The sequence below is a fragment of the Rhodococcus sp. LMD genome, from assembly GCF_056108245.1.
Genome location: NZ_CM148557.1, coordinates 1679991 through 1696456 on the forward strand (window position 1 = coordinate 1679991; position 16466 = coordinate 1696456).

The following is a 16466-nucleotide window of genomic DNA, read 5'->3' on the forward strand; positions in this document are numbered from 1 at the left end:
GGCGCCGTGCCGGTACGCTGCAGGCGACGAGAGGAGCCGCATGGACCCGGTGAGCCGGATATCCGACGAGGTGCGCGCCGCCGTCGCGGCCCGCCGCCCGGTGGTGGCCCTGGAATCGACGATCTTCACCCACGGCCTGCCGCGTCCGCGCAACCTCGAGGTGGCGCTCGAGGCGGAGGCGCGATTGCGGGCGGCGGACGTCGTCCCTGCCACCGTCGGCGTGCTCCGCGGCGTCCCCACCGTCGGGCTGTCCGCGGACGAGATCACCGAACTCGCGACGGCGGAGACGGTGACGAAGCTGAGCGTGCGCGACCTGCCGATCGCCGTCGCACGACGGCTGTCCGGCGGCACCACCGTCGCGGCGACGGCCCTGCTCGCGCACCGCGCCGGTGTCGGGGTCTTCGCGACGGGTGGGCTCGGGGGCGTGCACCGCGGCGCACAGAGCACCTTCGACGAATCCGCCGACCTGGTCGCCCTGTCCACCGTGCCGATCCTCGTCGTCAGCGCCGGCGTCAAGTCGATCCTCGACATCCCGGCCACGCTGGAGCGGCTCGAGACGCTGAGCATTCCGGTCGTCGGCTACCGCACCCGGAGCTTCCCCGGCTTCTACATCCGCGACAGCGGTTGCCCGCTCGAATACTCCGTCGACTCCCCGGCCGAGGTCGCCGAGCTGGTCCGCGCCCGGGATGCACTCGGCCTGAAATCCGCTGTTCTGCTTGCAAATCCGGTCTCGGAGGACGCACAGCTCGACCCCGGACTGCATGCGCGGGTGCTGCACGAGGCGGAGGAGCGGGCCGCGGGCGCCGGGGTCGCCGGCAAGGACACGACGCCGTTCCTGCTCGACCACTTCCACCGCGCCACCGGCGGCCGCAGCCTCGACGTCAACGTCGAGGTCTACCGGGGCAACGTCGCGCTCGGCGGCGCCGTCGCGACGGCACTCGCCGGCCGTCCGACCTGACGACCGCCGCATCGGTGTGTCCTTTGGGCGGCCAGGGCAGCCCAAAGGACGCACCGCACCTTCAAGCATCAGCCGCGCCGCTTGTTCCACTCGATCGCCGGGCACGCGTCCATCACCATCGCCACGTCCTGCTCGGTGGTGCGCGCGAACGCTTCCTCGTCGATCACCCCGAGCTGGAACCACACGCCCTTCGCGCCGATCGCGACGGCCTGGTCCGCGAACTCGCCCGCCGACTCCGAGCGGCGGAACACATCGACGACGTCGACCGGGAACGGCACGTCCGCGAGGGATGCGTAACCCTGCTCGCCGAGCACCGTCGGCGCACTCGGATGAACGGGGACGATCCGCTTGCCGCGCTCCTGGAGCAGCCGCGCGATCCGGTACGCGGTGCGGTCCGGGTTGCCCGAGAGCCCGACCACCGCCCAGGTGGCGCAGTCGTCGAGCATCAGGCTCACAGCCTTCGGGTCCTGCCACGTGGTGCTCATGACAGCGAAATTACCCCTCGCCGGCGGAGGGTGCGGGTCGCCTCGGCACCCGGCCCGACCCGCCGGAGGCCGAGGCGGCCCGCGACCGCCGAACCCCTGCCCGTACTCTGGAGTACAGAAACTCGAGTCGTGGCGCGGGACCCCGTCGCAACACAGCTCACCGATGCGTACGGGGCGCAGCACAGGAATGGACGCAGTCGAGTGCACGACACTGCCGGTCGAGGGATCCAGGCCTTCATCTCCGAGGTCATCCAGCGCGGAGGCCGCGCCGAGAAGCTCGAGCACCTGCCGCGCAACCCGGTCCAGGTGTGGGGCGTCGACGGGAGCAGCTGCATCGTCCGTGTCCGCACCAGGATCGACGGGGACTGGCAGGCCCGCCGGCAGGACGCCCTGCCCGACACCGACGACACCGGGTCGCAGTTCTGGGTGTTCGTCGATCTGGGAAGCGACCCGGCGGAGTACTTCGTCCTGCCGTCCGACGAGGTCGCGGCGGGCATCGCCGCCGAGGTCGACATCTGGATGTCCGACGGCCCCGGCCGGACGCACACGGGAAGCCACGCCATCCCCCTCAGCAGCGTCGCCCACGGCAAGGACTGCTGGGATCTGCTCGGCCTGACACCCGCCAAGGACACCACCCGCTACACCGACGACGACGCGGCCGAGGCCGAACAGGAGCGGCTCGCCCGCAACCGCGCACGGAAGGCGAGCGCCGGCGAGGCGCGCGGGTCGGCCGAACCCGAGGTCGTCGAGGATCCGCGGCTGTCGGTGGTGGCCGACCGGGACGGCTACCGCGTCAAGGGACGGTTCGATCCCACCACCGGGACCCTCGAGATCACGGCCGGCCCCATGGAAGGTCGGCGGTTCCCCGACCCGACCACCGCCGCCGTCGCTGTTGCGAGCTACCTCAGCGGCGACACCGAGACCTGCGACGGTGGCACGTTCTGGCGGCTCGACCAGCCGGAATCGACGCCGTTGGGGACGCACCTGGCGTGACGCCACCCGAGGTTCGCGTCCCGTTCGCCGTCGCGTCGACTCCGGGGTGTCCGAGGGCAACCCGAATCCGTTCGACTATCGTCATACTCGACGTGTGCCCCTGAGCACGTCGGCGAACGGAAGCGAGAGATCATGGGCAGCCCTCGTGGGGCCGAGCGAATAGCCGAATACCCGAGGCCGTCGCACACCCTGCTGCACATCACCGACACCCACCTCGTCGGCGGCGACGAGTTGCTCTACGGAACGGTCGACGCCGACGCCCGGGTGCAGCAGATCCTCGCCGACATCCGCGCCTCCGGGGTGCAGCCCGATGCGCTCGTGTTCACCGGCGACCTCGCCGATCGCGGCCAGCCGGACGCCTATGCGAAGCTGCGCGGTCTCGTCGAACCCGTCGCGCAGGCGCTCGGCGCGCAGATCGTGTGGGCCATGGGCAACCACGACGACCGTGCCACCTTCCGGGAACTGCTGCTCGATCAGGCGCCGTCCACCGGACCCGTCGACCGCGTCTACCACGTCAACGGCCTGCGCATCATCACCCTCGACACCTCGGTGCCCGGCTTCCACCACGGCGAGGTCTCGCAGGAACAACTGAACTGGCTGGCGCAGGAACTCGAGACGTCGGCGCCCTTCGGCACCATCCTCGCCATGCATCACCCGCCGGTGCCCAGCGTGTTCGACCAGGCTGTGCTCGTCGAACTGCGCGACCAGGCCGGCCTCGCCGAGGTGCTGCGCGACACCGACGTGCGCACCATCCTCGCCGGGCACCTGCACTACACCACGACCGCGACGTTCGCCGACATCCCCGTTTCCGTGGCCTCCTCGACGTGCTACACCCAGGACCTCAACGTTCCGGCCGGGTGCCAGCGCGGCCACGACGGTGCCCAGGGCTTCAACCTCGTGCACGTCTACCCGGACACCATCGTGCACTCGGTGGTGCCGACCGGCAGCTACGCGACCGCCGGGCGGCCGTCCACCGCGGAGGACGCCGCGCAGCGTCTCGCCGAGGCCGGGATCCGTATCCCCGAGAACCCGGACGTCACCGTCCGCGTCTAGCAGACGGATGCACCCGGGCGGCCCGCCTACTCGGTGGGCGCGAGCACGATGTCGAAGTCGACGCTCGCCCAGCTGCGCCCCGCGACATCGTGTCCGTCCGGCGGTGGCTCCTGAGCCGAGTGCCGGACGAAGTCCTTGACGAGCGAGTCCTCGACACCGAACACGCTGTCGCGGTCGAGGTAGTCGCAGCCGTCGACGAAGATGTGAGTGACGAGCGTTCGAAGTCCCGGCGCGGACACCATGAAGTGCAGGTGGGACGCGCGTATCGGTGAGCGTCCGGCGGCTTCGAGCAGCCGCCCGACCGGTCCGTCGTGTGGAATCGGGTAAGGGGTGGGGGTCAGCCCCCAGAAGCTGTACCGGCCGTCGTCGCCGGTGAACAGGTGAGCGCGCGCCGCGACGCGGTCGTCGCGGTACTGCACGTCGTACAGTCCGTCCTCGTCGGCCTCCCACACCTCGATGCGCGCCCCCGGTACAGGCCGGCCGGTGAGGTCGCGGACGGTGCCCTGCACTCGGCACGGTTGGCCCTTCGCGCCGAACGTCAGGTCGCCGCCGGACTCGATGCGCGGTGACCCGTCGACGAAGAACGGCCCGAACACGGTCGCCGCGGTGGCGTCGCCGACGGTCTCGTTGCCGACGGCGATGGTCTGCATCGAGACCCCGAGGACGTCCGACAGGAGGACGAACTCCTGGCGCTTGTCGTCGGTGACGTGTCCGCATTCGGTGAGGAAGGCGACCGCGGTACTCCATTCCTGTTCGGTGAGCCGAACCTCGCGCACGTACGCGTGCATATGCCGGACGAGTGCCTGCATGAGCTGACGCAGGCGCGGCGACTCGGTGTCGTCGAACGACGCGACGACCCGGTCGACGAGATCCTGCTCGCGTCGTGCCTGTTCGGGCGATACGGAGGGCGCCGGGTCGACCGAACGGGCGGGCGGCTGGAGCGGGTGGTGATCGGATGGGATGGTCACGGAGTCCTCCGGGTCTGCCGACCCGACCACGCCGCGTAGAGCAGCTCGGCCAGGTTCTGCGGCGTGACGGGCATGGGATCGGTGTCGGGAACGGCGGCAAGGCAGCGCTGCACCGCGCCGGGCAGGTCCGCCTCGCGCATCCCCAGCTCGGCGAGGGACGCCGGGGCGTCCAGGCGCCGCCGTAGTTCGTCGAGCGCAGCGAGGGCCGCACCGGGATCCCCCGGGGTCGGGGACCCCAGCGCGACGGCGAGGCGCCGGCCGAGCGTGCCGAGCGACGCGGCGTTGAGGGCCAGCACGTGAGGCAGCACGACGGCGTGGGTCTGCGCATGCGGCAGACCGTATGCGCCACCGAGGACGTGGCAGATCTTGTGGTGCATGCCCGCGCCGGCCGACGCGAACCCCACGGCGGCGAGGTACGCGCCGTACAGGCAGCGGTCGCGGCCGTCGATTCCGTCCGGGTCCGCGACCACCTCCGGCAGGCCGGTGGCGAGAGCGCGGGCGCCCTCGAGGCAGAGCGCGGCGTTGATCGGATCGGCGCGCGGGGCCCACAGCGAGTCGACGCAGTGGGCGAGCGCGTTCAGGCCGCTGGCGACGCTCAGGTCGACCGGCAGGCCGACGGTCAGTTCGGAGTCGTAGACGACCGAGGTGGGCAGGACCGCGCCGTCGGCGCCGGTGGTCTTCACGCCGTTGTCGGTCAGCCCCCACACGTCGGTCGCTTCCGAGCCGGCGTAGGTCGTCGGCACGGCCACGATCGGCAGGGCGGTGGTCATCGCGACGGCCTTGGCCAGGCCGACCGCCGATCCTCCGCCGACACAGACGAGGGCGTCGGCCTCGGCGTCGACGGCGGCCCGCCGTGCTCGTCGCGCCACCTCGACGGGGACGTGCGGGTGGACCTCCGACCAGTGCCGAACGACCGGCAGGTCCCCGACGACGCGGTCGGCGAGGGCGCCTTCCGCCGGCGACGCCACGAGCATGACCCGCGCGGCGCCGAGCCGGTCGATCTCGGCCGCGAGGTGACGGCGTGCGCCTCCGGCTTCGAACACCACGCGCTGCGGACGGGTTTCGTGGGTGAACGACAGTCCCATCGGTCACGCCTGCCGGTGCAGGATGCGGAGCATGGCGTCGCGCAGTGCGGTCACCGGGTCGTCCGACATGCGGTGTGCGCGCCATCCGATGTGGGTGTCCGGCCGGACCAGGACTGCCCCGTCCTCCGCCACCTCCCGCAGCCTGCCCCAGTCGAAGTACAGGTCCTGCACCGGCTCGCCGGCTCCGATCACGATCGGGACCACGTCCACGCCGAGCTCCTCCGAGACCTTCGCGGCCGCGCCGGCCCACGCCCGGCCGGTCTTGCCGGTGAGGAGCGTGAACTGCGTGTACTGCGCCAGATCGTGCGTCGACATCCTGCTCGTCGAATCACCCACCCAGCAATGCGGCAGGCGCACGCCGGGATACGTGTGCGGCTCGTAGTGCAGTTCCGGATCCCGGGTGGGGACGGGCGGGACGCTCCCGTCCTCGACCACCGCGGGGGAGCCGGCGTAGTTCTGCCCGAGTTCCACGCCGAGGGCGTTGAACTCGTAGTTCTTCAGTTCCATCGCCGCCGCGAGCGCCTGCCTCTTGGCGGCGCCCTCGGGTGTGTCGGCCCGGAGTTCGGCGAGTTCGGCCTGCATGTGTTCGACCGTCGTCGCCCGGGTCGTGCCGAGGGCTTCGAAGATTCCCACGAACTCGCGACTGGACTTGTTGGCCCGCTTGACGATCTGCTCGGCGACAGGGACACGTTCGACCGAGTAGGTCTCGAGCAGTCCCGGACCGGCGCGTCCTTCCAGCACGGCGGCGATCTTCCAGGCGAGGTTGTAGGAGTCCTGGATGGAGGTGTTGGAGCCGAGGCCGTTGCTCGGCGGGTGCCGGTGGGCGGCGTCGCCGGCGATGAAGACCCGTCGGGTCTGCATGTGCGTGGCGTACATCTCGTTGTTGCCCCACAGCGAGTAGCCCGTGATCTCGACGTCGATGTCGTCGCGACCGATCATGGTGCGGACGATCTCCCGGGCGCGATCGTCGTTCATCTCCGGTGCCGGCAGTTCGATGTCGTAACCCCACACGGCGAGCCACTCGTTCCAGGGGCGCACCATGCGGACGAGTCCGGCGCCGATGCCGCCGACATCCGAGCCGGGCTGCACCACCCAGTACAGCACCGAGGGGCGGTGCGCGACGAGGTCGGTGAGGTCGGCGCGGAACGTGATGTTCATCGAACCGGCAATGTCCATCCGGCCCTCGAACGGCAGCCGGAGGGCGTTTGCGATCGTGGAGCGGGCGCCGTCCGCCCCGATCAGATACCTGGCGCGGATGTCGAACTCGCGGCCGTCGAGCCGATCGAGAACCCGGACGGTGACCCCGTCGGCGTCCTCGGAATGGGAGAGGTACTCGGTCGAGAACCGCGTCTGCGTACCGCGGACCGTGGCGTTCTTCACGAGGATCGGCTCGAGGTGCGTCTGCGGGATGTCGCAGTTGAGGGACGGCGAAGCGAGCACGTAGTCGGCCTCGCGGGCGGGGTGGGTTCCCCACGACAGGATCCGCCCGAGTTCCTCACCGGCCAGGGCGGTGCAGAACACGGTGTCGCCCATGATGTCGTGGGGGGACGCTTCCGCAAGGACCTGCTGTTCGATGCCCACGTCACGGAAGATCTCCATTGTCCGCTGATTGGTGATGTGGGCGCGCGGCGTGTTGGCGGTCCATCGGTACTTGGTGATCATGATGTTGTCGATGCCGAGGGTGGACAGGAACAGCGCGGCCGACGCCCCGGCGGGGCCGGAGCCGACGACGACGACGTCGGTTTCGACGACCGGGCCGGGGGGAGGAGCGGTCTCGTCGAGACCGTCGTGGAAGACAGGCATGGGTACTCCGAAGGCAGGGGGCGGAAGGTGGGTGTCAGTCGTAGTAGCGGAAGATCACCTCGGCGACGCAGGCGGGTTTGTCGCCGTCCTCGATCTCGATGACGCACCGGTAGACGGCATCGACACCACCGTCGAAGGGCACGGTGTCGGTCAGGTGCAGGTCCAACCGCACCCGCGAGTCGACCGGAACCGCGGCGGGGAAGCGAACTCGGTCGAGGCCGTAGTTGAGTCCGACGGAGCAGAAGGAGGTATCGATGGTCTGCTGGATGAGCCCGCCGATCAGCGCCAACGTGTGGTACCCGTGCGCGATGATCGAGCCGAACGGGGAGGCCGCGGCGCGCTCGGCGTCGAAGTGGATCCAGTTGAAGTCGTGGGTGGCTTCACCGAATCCGCGGATGTGCTGGTGGTCCATCGTCACCCACGGACTGGAGCCCAGGTGCGTGCCGACGTGGTCGGTGAGGTCGGCGGTGCTGTCGAAGACGATCATCGTTCCTCCTGGGACGGGACCGGGGCGGGCGTATCGGCTCTCGGGTCGAGCATCTGTTGCACGCCCCGGCGGTCGAGCTTGGAGTTGGCGAGCAGCGGGATCCGGTCGCAGAACCGCACCCTCTTGGGGATCTTGTAGGAGCTGAGACGCTCGCGAAGGAACTTCTTCACGTCGTCCTCGGTCGGGGCGTGCCCGGGCGCCGGGATCGCAAGCATGTGGGCGGCCTCGCCGAGGTCGGGATCCGGCACGGCGGCCACGGCGGCGAGCTGGATGCCGGGGTGATTCTCGACGATCTGCTCGATCTCCATCGGCGAGATGTTGTAGCCGCCGGAGCGGATGAGCAGTTTCGAACGTCCGGCCAGGACAAGGTTTCCCGAGTCGTCGAAGTACCCGAGATCGCCGGTGCGCAGCCAGCCCGTCGGCGTGATCGCCTCGGCGGTCTTCTCGGGCTTGCGCCAATACCCTTGCATCAACGGGTTTCGGCGTACGAGGATCTCGCCGGGTTCGCCGGGGTGGTGCCCCGGGATCGGTTCGATCCGGATGTCGATGTCGTCGAGCGGCTTGCCGACGGTGCGGGTCGCATCCGCAGGAGTGATGTCCCGATCGGTCATGGTGATGCACCCGATCTCCGTCATGCCGTAGGAGGCGCCGACGACGGGGATGCGGGCGGCGAGGCGTTCGGCCAGGCTCACCGGCAACGGTCCGACCCACCACAACCGCTCGAGCGAGCCGAGGTCCGCGGTCTCGAACCGATCGTGTGCCATGAGCCTGTTGAGCATGGTCTGGATGACTCCCTGCCAGAGGGTGACCTTCTCCTGCTCGATCGCGGTGAGCGCGGCGCCGGCGTCGAAGCGCGGCAGCTGGACGAGGGTGCCGCCGGACAGAATCGCGGACACGATCTCGTTGCCCTGACCGCCGATGTGGTCGATCGGCATGAGCGACAGGATTCGTGGCGCCTCGACGGGGGTGTGGCGCAGGAGTGCGGAGAAGGTGAGGATGCCGCGATGGGTCACGACGGCGCCCTTCGGGTCCCCCGTCGTCCCGGACGTGTAGACGATCGACAGCGGGGCGTCGGGATCGACGGGCCGCACGACGGATCGTGCGGGAACCACCTCGAAGGGCAAGGGCCCGCCCGGCTCGTCACCGAGATGAACGACGGCACGAATGTCGTGGCGTTCCGCGGCCCGATCGACGAGGGCACCGAACTGCGTGCCTTCGAATCGGTCCACGGTGATGAGGACGGAGGGTGTGGCGTCCGTGAGGATGTAGTCCAGTTCCTTGTCGTTCACCCGCGTCCCGATCCCGAGGAAGATCGCGCCCAGCCGGGCGCACGCGAGATAGACGGCGACGACTTCGGGACGTGGGTACGAGAGCATGCCGACCCGGTCGCCGGCGCGCACCCCCAGCGCCTCGAGACCGGCGGCGGTGCGTTCGGCCTGCTCGCGCAGTTCGCCGTAGATGCAGCGGAACGGGCCGTGCACGACGGCCTCGCGATCGGGGTGGGCGGCGGCGCGACCGGCGAACACGTCCCAGAGGCTGGTGCTCGGTGTGCCGGGGTCGGGGTGCGGTTGATCGATCATGATGGTCCTCGGCGTGCGGTGGTGGTCAGAAGCGGGTGGACGGTGAGAAGCGTTCGGCGGAACCGGATGTCACCCGGCTGTCCAGCCACATTCCCGGCCGGCTCCACCAGCGCGCGGCGAACGCCGCGCCCCATTGTGCGGCCCGGTCGAGCACGGTGTTCGCCTCCATCTGGGCGAGCGCGCCACCGGCCGCGTCGGCGTTGAAATGCCCCGCGCGGCGGCGTGTCTCGCCGGCCGCACCGACCTGTTCCCGAGCGGCGGCGTCCCCGCCGTCGCGCGCTGCGGCGGCGAACGCCTCGATCGCGGCTTGCGCGTCGCGCACTCCGGAGTTCAACCCGCGTCCGCCGCCGAACGGTGCGAACAGGTGCGCCGCTTCACCCGCGAGGAACACACGGTTGTGCGGGTCGGTGAATCGCGCGGCGACCGCCCGATGGAATCGGTAGCGCGAGACCCACGCGATGCGGTCCCGGTAGCGTTCGCCGAGGACGGCCGCGACCCAGGCGGCGGTGCCGTCGGCCGACTGGAGGGCCTCGACGTCGTCGTCTCGGCGCGCCTGCAGGTCGAGACGCCACCCACCCCGGAAGGGCAGGACGAGGACGTTGCGTCCCTCGACGGCCGGGTGCCGGTAGTGGAACTCCCGCACGAGGGGCAGCGGGTCGTCGGCCACCTCGTCGACGTCCACGATGACGAAGGACGCGTCGGAACGGGGGCCTTCCATCTCGATTCCCAGTGACGTGCGTACCGCGGAGTGCGCACCGTCGGCGGCGACGACGTAGTCCGTGTCGATCGTGCTGCCGTCGACGAGGTGGACCGCGACCCCGTCCGCGGTGGACGACACGCTGCCGACCCGGGTGTTCCACCGGATCGGAATCCCGGCCGCCTCGACGTGCTCGAGCATCGCCCGCTCCTGCAGTCGCTGCGAGATGCTCGAGCCGAACGCGCCGTGGGGTGCGCGCGGGAAGGTCCGTTCGTACACGGTGCGGCCGTGGTACGTCGAACGGATGCGCGGCCAGGTCACGCCCTCGCGGGCGAGTCGCGCGCCCAGGCCGGGGGAGAAGGTGTCGAGCTGGTCCAGCGTCTCGCGGTAGAGGTAGGTCGCGCGGCTTCCGGCGCGGAGGCGGTCGCTGCCCTCGGCCTCGAGGACGGTCGCCCGGAGACCGTGCGAGTGCGCGGCGAGGGCGGCGACGAGTCCGACGGGGCCGGCGCCGACGACCACGACATGACTTCGTGACGCCGAGGTCGGGTCCGGGGGAGCGGGGGATTCGGAGGTCATGGCTTCGACTGTTGCCGGACCCGGGTCGGTGCTCAATGGACGATTCGCCCAGTGATCGGGCCGGGTGTTGTGCGGATCGACCCGAGGCGGTGGGCCCGGCGAGGCGGCGCAGGAGGCGGGCGGGTGCGCTCCGTTGACAGGGTGCCGGCCGGTGGATAGCCTCGTTGGAACGATCGTTCTAGCCAGCTTGGAGGCGTTTCTATGGCAGAAGATCCTCGCCCCGGACTGAGGTGCCGCACAGTCTCGGCGCCGGACGATCGTGCGACGTCCGCATCGTTGCTCGGCCGGGCCTTCGAGATCCTGGGCGTGTTCACCCAGTCCCGGCGGTCGATGACGTTGAGCGAACTTGCGCGCGGAAGTGGGTTGCCCAAGTCCACGACGCACCGCCTCCTGGCCATGCTGCAGGAGGTGGGCGCCGTCGAGCGCATCGACGACCGCTATCAGGTGGGGCTGCGGCTGTTCTCGGTGGGGATCTGCTCCGCCGAGGTCGAACTGCGCGATGCCGCGCTGCCGTTCCTCGAACGAATCCACCGGGCCACCAGGCAGACCGTGAATCTTGCCGTGCTGCGCGGACACGACGTGGTCTATCTGGCGAAGACGACCGGCGGTGCAACCCCGACCCCCGCCTCGGTGGGCGGCAGGTTGCCGGCTCATGCCACGGCGGTCGGCAAGGCGCTGCTCGCTCACACCCCGGTGGACCCCGACGGGTCGCGATCGCACCCCCTCGTCCCGCGAACGCCCGCGACGATCGTGCGTCCGGACGACCTGCACGCCTGCCTCGAGGGCGTCCGCCTCCGCGGGCACGCGATCGACCGTGAGGAGGCGGCGAAAGGCTTGGCGTGCATAGCGGTTCCCGTTCTGGTGGGCGGCGAGGCGATCGCGGCGATCTCGGTGGCGTTCCCGAGCGGGTACGGCAGCGGCGAGCAACTCGTCTCGCCGCTGCGGGAGGCGTCGGCCGCGATCGGCCGGTCGCTCGGGGCGCGCTACGCATCCGCATAGACGAGTCGAGGGAGGGGGGACCGCATCCATGTCCAGCGCGGAGGCGACGTCGCAGAGCAGTCGCGAGTACCTGATGAACGTCGCGGAGCAGTTGATGGCCGCTCGGGGTTACCACCGGACGTCCATCGCGGACATCCGGCGTGCATCGGGGCTGCCCGTCGGGTCGATCTACCATCACTTCAAGAGCAAGTCCGGCCTGCTCGCCGCGGTGATCGAGCGGGGCAGTCGCAGGTTCTTCGCCAATCTGCCCAGGGCGGTGGATATTTCCGGTTCCTCCGAGGAGACGATGCGCGCGTACTGGTCGGCCGCGGCGGCGACCATCGCCGAGCACATCTCGTACTTCCAGCTCGAGGCGGACATCGTATGGCACGGGGCGGCCGACCCGGAGCTCGCCGCCGTGGTGGCCACGGCCACCGACTACGCCCGCGACCAGCTGGTGGCGGTCGTCGAACCGTTCGCGCGGGAGAGCGGAGTGGGAGACCCGCGCGCGCTCGCGGTCGAACTCGCGCTGACCAGCGTGACCTTCGTGCGCGGTGCCGTCATCGAATCCGGGGGGGACGCCGCGTACCTCGAACGCAAGATCGGCGCCCTCTACCGGATGCTGCGCGCCGACATCGTCGTCCAGGGCGCCGACCGCGGCGCCCGCCAGTAAGGTTGGGGGGTACGGTCGCGCGGCCCGCGTCAGTGGCCGTCCCGGCGTCCCACGACGGTGCTCAGCCGCAGCGCGAGCAGCAGGAAGAAGCGCGCATCCGGGTCGTCGAGATCGACGCGGAGCAGCTTGCCGACACGTTCGATGCGGTAGCGCAACGTGTTCACGTGCACGTGCAGTGCCCGGGCCGTTTCCGCCGCGCGCCGGTCCTTCTCCAGATACGTCTGCAGTGTGTGCAGCAGGTCGGAGCCGTCGCGACTGTCCGCGCGGAGCACGGGGGCCAACGTTTCCTCCGCCGCGGCCGCCACGGCGTCGACCCCGCCGACGTGTGCGAAGAGGCGGTACATTCCGAGCGACTCGACGGTGACGACGGTGCGTTCGCGCAGTCCGTGGACGCCGACGCGCAGCGCGAAACGCGCCTCCCGCACGGCCGCCGGATAGTCCTCGGCCCGGCGGCAGACCGGCCCGATGCCGGCGCCGAGCGCGTGGGGGCGGCACTCCTGGACGATCGTCGCGAGGTGCGTTGCGAGGGCAGATGATTCCGCGTGGCCGCGTAGCGGCCACAGCACGAACGCGTCGCCCTCGAACGTGGTCAGCTGCGCGTCGGGGACCCGAGAGCGCACCCGCCGGCTCAGGGTGTCGAGCAGTGCCCGGTCCACGTGCCGGTCACCTCCCACGGCGACGACCGCGCGCGGGACGCCGAGGTCGAGCCCGACCAGCAGCGCCCGATGCCACAGCCGGCGCAGCTCGTCCTTCGACCCGTCCAGCAGACTGCGGACCAGGTGATCGGTCAGGCGGATCTCGGTTTCGAGGGCGGCACGGTGCCGCGCCAGGTCCATCCCGACCAGAGCCGCCAGCACGCGCACCGAGTCGTCCCCGGTGGCCGCGGCCCCCCGCAGGGTCAGCGTCGCGTCGCCCGTCCCGGGGACGCGGAACTGCCGCACGCACACCGTCGTGCGGCGCCCGTCGACGGGCGGCTGTGCGGGGCCGGCGTTCGGCCCGTCGAGGTGCAGCGACCCGCCCAGCGTGTCGCCGGCGAGTTCGAGACAGTGGTCGACACCGGCGCCGGTGAGCATCGATTCGGCCGCGGCCAGGAACAGCTCGCGCTCGGCGCGGGTCCGCTCGCGGTCGTCCTCGAGCGTCCGCAGGGACTGCGCGACCCGCGCTCGTTCCGCGGCCCGCTCGCGCAGTTCCCCGGCCATCGAGGCGAGTCCGGCCAGCGCGCGCAGCTCCGCCGACTCGAACGGCCGGCGTGCGCGCGAGACCACATACAGCACGGAGTCGATGTGTCCGGCGCCGCTGACGGGCACCGCCGCCGCCGAGACCAGTCCCTCCCGTTCGAGCAGCTGCCGCATCCGGGGGATCGCCCGGGGATCCGCGCCGTAGTCGGGTGTCGACACCGGCCCGCCGCTGCGCAGCACCTCGCCCCCGAGCCCCCGGTCGGGCGGTATGTGGCTCAGCGCATGGGCTTCGGGCTGACTCAGACCGGACCCGGCCACCATGTGGAGACCGTCCGGGTGGGCGTCCATCCAGAACGCCGCGTCGGCACTCGCAGCGGCGCGCGCCGAGGTGAGTGCGGCGCGCAGCACGGCGTCGGCGCTGTCGGCCGCGACGATGTCGCGAAGAGCCGTCAGGATGTCGGTGTACTGAGCGCGCCCGGATCGTTCGACAGGCATGCGGTGAGCATACGCCCGGCCGCGCTCCGGCGGATCCGTGCGTCCAGGGCTTGGAAAAACGAAGCTACATAACGCTTCACGCCGTCCTCGCGGGCGGAGTTCCGGCGCACGGAACAGTCGATGGACGGCGGTGTCCGCCCGGACCTACTGTGACCCGTACAACATGCCTGCGGAGTGGGGCACATCCCAACCGCTCCGTGAAGGAGATGGCACTTTGACCCGTATCGAGCACCACGTCGTCGTCGGAGCCGGCGCTGCCGGCCTGGCCGCGGCATCGGCGATGAGAGACAACGGCTTCGCCGGCCGAATCACCGTCGTCGACGCCGACCCCCACACCCCCTACGAACGCCCGGCGCTGTCGAAGGAGTACCTCGCCGACCGCAGGCTGCGGGAAATCGTGGCCGAGACGGAGTACCGGCGTCTGGACATCGAGTTGCGCCTCGGTGTCGGGGTGCGCCGGTTGCGCCCGGCGGACCGGCGCATCGACACAGCCGACGGGGACGCGCTGGCCGCGGACCGGGTGCTGCTTGCCACCGGTGTGTCGGCACGACGGCTGGACGTCCCCGGGGCCGATCTCGGGAACATCCTCACGCTGCGGGATGCGGACGACGCCGCGGCCCTGGCCGCCCGGCTGAGCGTGGGGGGACCGCTCGTCGTCGTGGGCGGCGGCTTCGTCGGCCTCGAGGTCGCCGCATCCGCGGCGGACCGCGGAATCGACGTCACCGTCGTCGAACTCGGCGATCTTCCGCTTCTGGCGGCTGTCGGCCCGGACATCGCCCGGCGCATCTGCCGGCTCCACACGGAACGGGGGGTGCGCATCCTGACGCGCCGGACAGTCGACGCGTTCGTGGGCTCGTCCGCAGTGGAGGCGGTGCGGCTGTCGACCGGGGAACGGCTGGACGCGGCAACCGTCGTCGTCGGATGCGGTGTCGTCCCCAACGACGCGCTGGCGAGGCAGGCGGGCACAGCCTGCGCTGACGGCATCACGGTCGACGACCTGGGCCGCAGCAGCGACTGGATCTGGGCGGCCGGAGACGTCGCGGCGCACGTCAATCCCCACCTGGGTCGCCGGGGGCGCATCGAGCACTGGGACGTGGCCCGCCGGCACGGTGCGGCCGTCGGGGCCTCGATGGCCGGCACGGCCACCGTCAATCGTGAGATCCCCTACTTCTGGTCGCACCAGTACGCGCACACCCTGCAGATGTACGGGCGCGGCCGGCCCGGCGACCGGGTGGTCGTCCGGGAGTCCACCACCGAACCGGGATTCGTGGCCTTCTGGGTGCGCGACGGACGTATCGCCGCCGCAGCCGCCCTGGACGAGCCGCGCGACGTGCGGTCGGCAAAAATCCTGGCGGAGAACAGAAGTGCGGTCCCGGACGAGGTTCTGCGGTCCGCGGGTACCGACCTGCGCCGGGTGGCCCGGCAACTCGGTCGTTCGGGCGCCCCGCGCGCCGCCGATGTCGCCGGGTGATCCGCGACAGACCGGACCATTCTTCCCATCCACATCCGGCCGGGCCGGGGCGCGGCTGCCGCGCACCCCGGACCGCGTCGAAGCCTGTGCCCCACCGCACGCAGAGAGGACGACGATGACGACGACGATGGAGACCTCCGACGTGGAGGCCGGCGGCTTCCGCATCCGCCTCAACCGGGCAGGCCCGCGCACCGGGGAGGCGATCCTGTTCCTGCACGGATCGGGACCCGGCGCGACCGGCCTGTCGAACTACGCCGCGACCGTTCCGGCATTCGCGGACGACTACGACTGCCTCGTGATCGACCAGGTGGGCTGGGGCGACTCGAGCCACCCCGCCGAGCTCCCCCCGAGCGGACGTGTCCGGCAGCTCGTGCTGAGCAACCTGGCACTGCTCGACGCCCTCGGTCTGGACCGGGTGCACCTCGTGGGGAACTCCCTGGGCGGGGTCGTCGCCCTGAACATGCTGACCGCCGCGCCGGAGCGGATCGGGAAGGTCGTCGGCATGGGCGCCGGCGGCGGCGGGAACACCGCTCCGACCGGGGAACTGCTCAAGCTCATCGAGTTCTACAACGACCCCACGCTCGAGAGCATGAAGCAGCTGATCTCGTACATGCTCTACGACCCGGACCTGTTCGGCGCCGAGATCGACGCGATCGCCCGGGATCGGCTCGAGACGGCGCTGCGGCCCGACGTGCGCCGATCCCACCTCCTCACCTTCGGGCTTCCCGGGCCCGGACCCGGTCTGCCCGGCCTGCGGGTCCCGGAGACGTCGCTGCGGCGGATCGACAACGACGTCCTGCTCGTCCACGGCCGCGAGGACTCCGTGGTTCCCGCCGAGAGCAGCGAATGGCTCGCCCGGCGAATCCCCAACGCACGCCTGCACGTTGTGCCGCACTGCGGTCACTGGGCGCAGATCGAACAGGCCGACCGATTCGTCCAGCTCAGCACGCTGTTCCTGCGCGGCCGAATCTGAGATGTCAAGGAAA

Annotated in this window: 15 protein-coding genes; 7 read left to right on the forward strand and 8 right to left on the reverse strand. The window is 70.9% G+C overall.

The window, feature by feature from the left end:
* Positions 1-40: 40 nt before the first annotated feature.
* Entirely contained in the window at positions 41-958 is a 918-nt protein-coding gene (locus tag ACWPQI_RS07860) for a pseudouridine-5'-phosphate glycosidase (protein WP_210062682.1), read from the forward strand.
* A gap of 68 nt (positions 959-1026) precedes the next feature.
* Here ACWPQI_RS07860 and ACWPQI_RS07865 read toward each other — a convergent pair whose 3' ends face one another.
* The gene (locus tag ACWPQI_RS07865; protein WP_017680475.1) at positions 1027-1443 is read right to left on the reverse strand and encodes a CoA-binding protein; all 417 of its coding nucleotides are present in this window, start codon (positions 1441-1443) and stop codon (positions 1027-1029) included.
* 201 nt (positions 1444-1644) lie between these two features.
* Here ACWPQI_RS07865 and ACWPQI_RS07870 point away from each other — a divergent pair, with 201 nt between their 5' ends.
* Positions 1645-2436, forward strand: coding sequence for a hypothetical protein (locus ACWPQI_RS07870; protein ID WP_010592317.1), 792 nt, complete (start codon positions 1645-1647; stop codon positions 2434-2436).
* A 132-nt stretch (positions 2437-2568) separates the two neighbouring features.
* Positions 2569-3489: a phosphodiesterase gene (locus ACWPQI_RS07875; RefSeq protein WP_064065990.1), complete on the forward strand. Its 921-nt coding sequence runs from the start codon at positions 2569-2571 to the stop codon at positions 3487-3489.
* Positions 3490-3515: 26 nt separating this feature from the next.
* Here the strand turns inward: ACWPQI_RS07875 and ACWPQI_RS07880 are convergent, their stop codons facing one another.
* The 6 genes from ACWPQI_RS07880 to ACWPQI_RS07905 are packed head-to-tail and all read right to left on the reverse strand — an operon-like array spanning position 3516 to position 10685.
* Entirely contained in the window at positions 3516-4457 is a 942-nt protein-coding gene (locus tag ACWPQI_RS07880; RefSeq protein ID WP_474738716.1) for a dioxygenase family protein, read from the reverse strand.
* Positions 4454-5542, reverse strand: a complete 1089-nt coding sequence (locus ACWPQI_RS07885; RefSeq protein ID WP_302068924.1) for a maleylacetate reductase — start codon at positions 5540-5542, stop codon at positions 4454-4456. Before ACWPQI_RS07885 ends, ACWPQI_RS07880 begins: the two co-directional genes overlap by 4 nt.
* Positions 5543-5545: 3 nt before the next feature.
* Positions 5546-7345 carry an FAD-dependent oxidoreductase gene (locus ACWPQI_RS07890; RefSeq protein ID WP_474738717.1) on the reverse strand — a complete coding sequence of 600 codons (1800 nt, stop codon included), beginning with the start codon at positions 7343-7345 and terminating at the stop codon, positions 5546-5548.
* Between the two features lie 34 nt (positions 7346-7379).
* Positions 7380-7832 carry a MaoC family dehydratase gene (locus ACWPQI_RS07895; protein WP_010592312.1) on the reverse strand — a complete coding sequence of 151 codons (453 nt, stop codon included), beginning with the start codon at positions 7830-7832 and terminating at the stop codon, positions 7380-7382.
* Complete coding sequence (locus ACWPQI_RS07900) at positions 7829-9412, reverse strand: class I adenylate-forming enzyme family protein (protein ID WP_474738718.1); 1584 nt, start codon at positions 9410-9412, stop codon at positions 7829-7831. Before ACWPQI_RS07900 ends, ACWPQI_RS07895 begins: the two co-directional genes overlap by 4 nt.
* A gap of 25 nt (positions 9413-9437) precedes the next feature.
* Positions 9438-10685 carry an FAD-dependent monooxygenase gene (locus ACWPQI_RS07905; RefSeq protein ID WP_474738719.1) on the reverse strand — a complete coding sequence of 416 codons (1248 nt, stop codon included), beginning with the start codon at positions 10683-10685 and terminating at the stop codon, positions 9438-9440.
* Positions 10686-10886: 201 nt separating this feature from the next.
* Between ACWPQI_RS07905 and ACWPQI_RS07910 the strand changes: the two genes are divergently transcribed.
* A complete protein-coding gene (locus ACWPQI_RS07910; protein ID WP_225223460.1) occupies positions 10887-11684 on the forward strand; it encodes an IclR family transcriptional regulator in 798 nt (265 codons plus the stop codon).
* Between the two features lie 28 nt (positions 11685-11712).
* On the forward strand, positions 11713-12336 hold the full coding sequence (locus tag ACWPQI_RS07915) for a TetR/AcrR family transcriptional regulator (RefSeq protein ID WP_010592308.1): 624 nt from the start codon (positions 11713-11715) through the stop codon (positions 12334-12336).
* Between the two features lie 29 nt (positions 12337-12365).
* Here the strand turns inward: ACWPQI_RS07915 and ACWPQI_RS07920 are convergent, their stop codons facing one another.
* A complete protein-coding gene (locus ACWPQI_RS07920; protein WP_432793884.1) occupies positions 12366-14009 on the reverse strand; it encodes a helix-turn-helix domain-containing protein in 1644 nt (547 codons plus the stop codon).
* Positions 14010-14223: 214 nt separating this feature from the next.
* On the opposite strand from ACWPQI_RS07920, the gene ACWPQI_RS07925 reads away from it, so the two are divergent.
* Positions 14224-15480 (forward strand): NAD(P)/FAD-dependent oxidoreductase, encoded by a 1257-nt coding sequence (locus ACWPQI_RS07925; protein ID WP_432793885.1) that lies wholly within the window; start codon positions 14224-14226, stop codon positions 15478-15480.
* A gap of 115 nt (positions 15481-15595) precedes the next feature.
* Positions 15596-16453, forward strand: a complete 858-nt coding sequence (locus ACWPQI_RS07930; RefSeq protein WP_040275733.1) for an alpha/beta fold hydrolase — start codon at positions 15596-15598, stop codon at positions 16451-16453.
* Positions 16454-16466: the final 13 nt, after the last annotated feature.